The sequence below is a fragment of the Mailhella massiliensis genome, from assembly GCF_900155525.1.
In the GTDB taxonomy this organism is placed as follows: Bacteria; Desulfobacterota; Desulfovibrionia; order Desulfovibrionales; family Desulfovibrionaceae; genus Mailhella; species Mailhella massiliensis.
In genome coordinates this window covers 1-1674 of the sequence record NZ_LT706941.1, presented here as the reverse complement: position 1 = coordinate 1674, position 1674 = coordinate 1, and the positions used below count along the sequence as shown (strand labels likewise).

Genomic DNA, 1674 nt, shown 5'->3' with positions numbered 1-1674 from the left:
AAGGGACTGCGGTGGGAATCCTGGACCAAGGCGGGACAGGAGGAGAACCGCATGTACAGCCAGGGGCAGAGGAAGCGCGCGATAGAGACCTTCATCAAATTCGACCATAGCTACGCCGACACCGTCGCAGAGTTAGGATATCCGACGAGAGCCTGCCTGCGTAACTGGTGGAACGAGTACAAGAAAACCGGTGAGGTGCCCGAGAGCAAGTTCGCCACCGATCCGAGGTACACCGCAGAGATGAAGCAGCGCGCCGTCGAGCACTACCTCGAGCATGGAAAGAGCCTGGTGAGGACGATGAGGGCGCTGGGATATCCCAAGAGCCGCGAGGTGCTCGGCGACTGGATCGACGAGATAGCGCCCGGGCAGCGCAAGTATAGGGGCCCGAACCCAAAGACGCCGCCGATTCCAATCGAGAAGAAGGTGCAGGTGGTGGCGGAGCTGGAGGCGAGGACTGGGCCCGCCGCGGTGATAGCCGAGCGTCACGGCGTGTCGAGGACCGCACCCTACTTCTGGCGCAGGGAGATGATGGGCGATAATAACGGGGGACCCGAGAAGAAGGGAGAACCCGTGAGCAAGGAGTTCGACGACCTGCCCGATGACATCGAGCAGCTTCAAGATATGCTGCGAGAGGCGAAGATGCAGCTCAGAAAGGTGCAGCTTGAGCTCGACGTACGCCAGGCGACCCTCGAGATAGTAAAAAAAGACCCGGGCGCCGACCCGGACCGCCTGGCCAACGCGGAGAAGGCGGCGATGGTGACGGCGCTGAGGACCAAGTATAAGCTCTGCGAGCTGCTCCCCGTGGTGGGCATGGCCAAGAGCAGCTACGAGTACGCGAGGAACGTGCAGCTCAAAGGCGAGACCGAGGAACACGCGTCCGCCAGGGAGGCGGTAATAGCGGCGTTCGAATCCAGCGGCGGCACCTACGGCTACAGGCGCATCGTCGCCGAGGTCAACGCCGGGTCTGGATCTGAGAGCCGAGTCGGCGAGTGGACCGTGCGTGCCATTATGGCCGAGGAGAACCTGGTCGCATGCGCCGCCAAGAAGAAGCGGCGCTACAGCTCCTACGAGGGCGAGACGTCCGCAGCGCCTCCGAACCTACTGCTAGACGAGCGGGGAAAGCACCACTTCCGCGCCGACAGCCCGAACGAGACATGGATAACGGACGTCACCGAGTTCCGCATCCCCGCCGGCAAGGCCTATCTCTCGCCAATCGTCGACTGTTTCGACGGAATGCCGCTGAGCTGGTCGATCTCCACGTCTCCCGATGCCGAGATGGCGAACTCCTCGCTGCTCGGAGCGTGTGAGTGGCTCGACGAGGGCGACCACCCGGCCGTGCATTCGGATAGAGGCGGTCATTATCGCTGGCCAGGCTGGATAAAGATATGCGAAGAGAACGGCCTGGTCAGATCGATGTCGAGGAAGGGCTGCAGCCCCGACAACGCGAGGTGCGAGGGCTTCTTCGGAAGGCTCAAGGTGGAATTTTTTTACGGACGCGACTGGGATGGGGTTACAATCGAGGAGTTCATCACCATGCTCGACGCGTATCTGAGATGGTATCGTGACATCAGGATCAAGAGCGACCTGGATTACAAGAGCCCCATGCAGTACCGAAGGGATTTGGGACTAGTCGCATAGGATGGATTTGGTCCAGGATTCCCACCGCAGTCCCTT

Annotated in this window: 1 protein-coding gene; it reads left to right on the top strand. The window is 61.2% G+C overall.

Annotated features, from left to right (window positions below; all coding sequences use genetic code 11):
• The first annotated feature begins 51 nt into the window (after window positions 1–51).
• On the top strand, window positions 52–1638 hold the full coding sequence (locus CZ345_RS02480; RefSeq protein ID WP_077071627.1) for an IS3 family transposase: 1587 nt from the start codon (window positions 52–54) through the stop codon (window positions 1636–1638).
• The last annotated feature ends 36 nt before the right edge of the window (window positions 1639–1674 follow it).

Excerpts from the sequence above, each read along its gene's own strand:
- CZ345_RS02480 (WP_077071627.1), top strand. The coding sequence starts at position 52 with ATGTACAGCCAGGGGCAGAGGAAGCGCGCGATAGAGACCTTCATCAAA.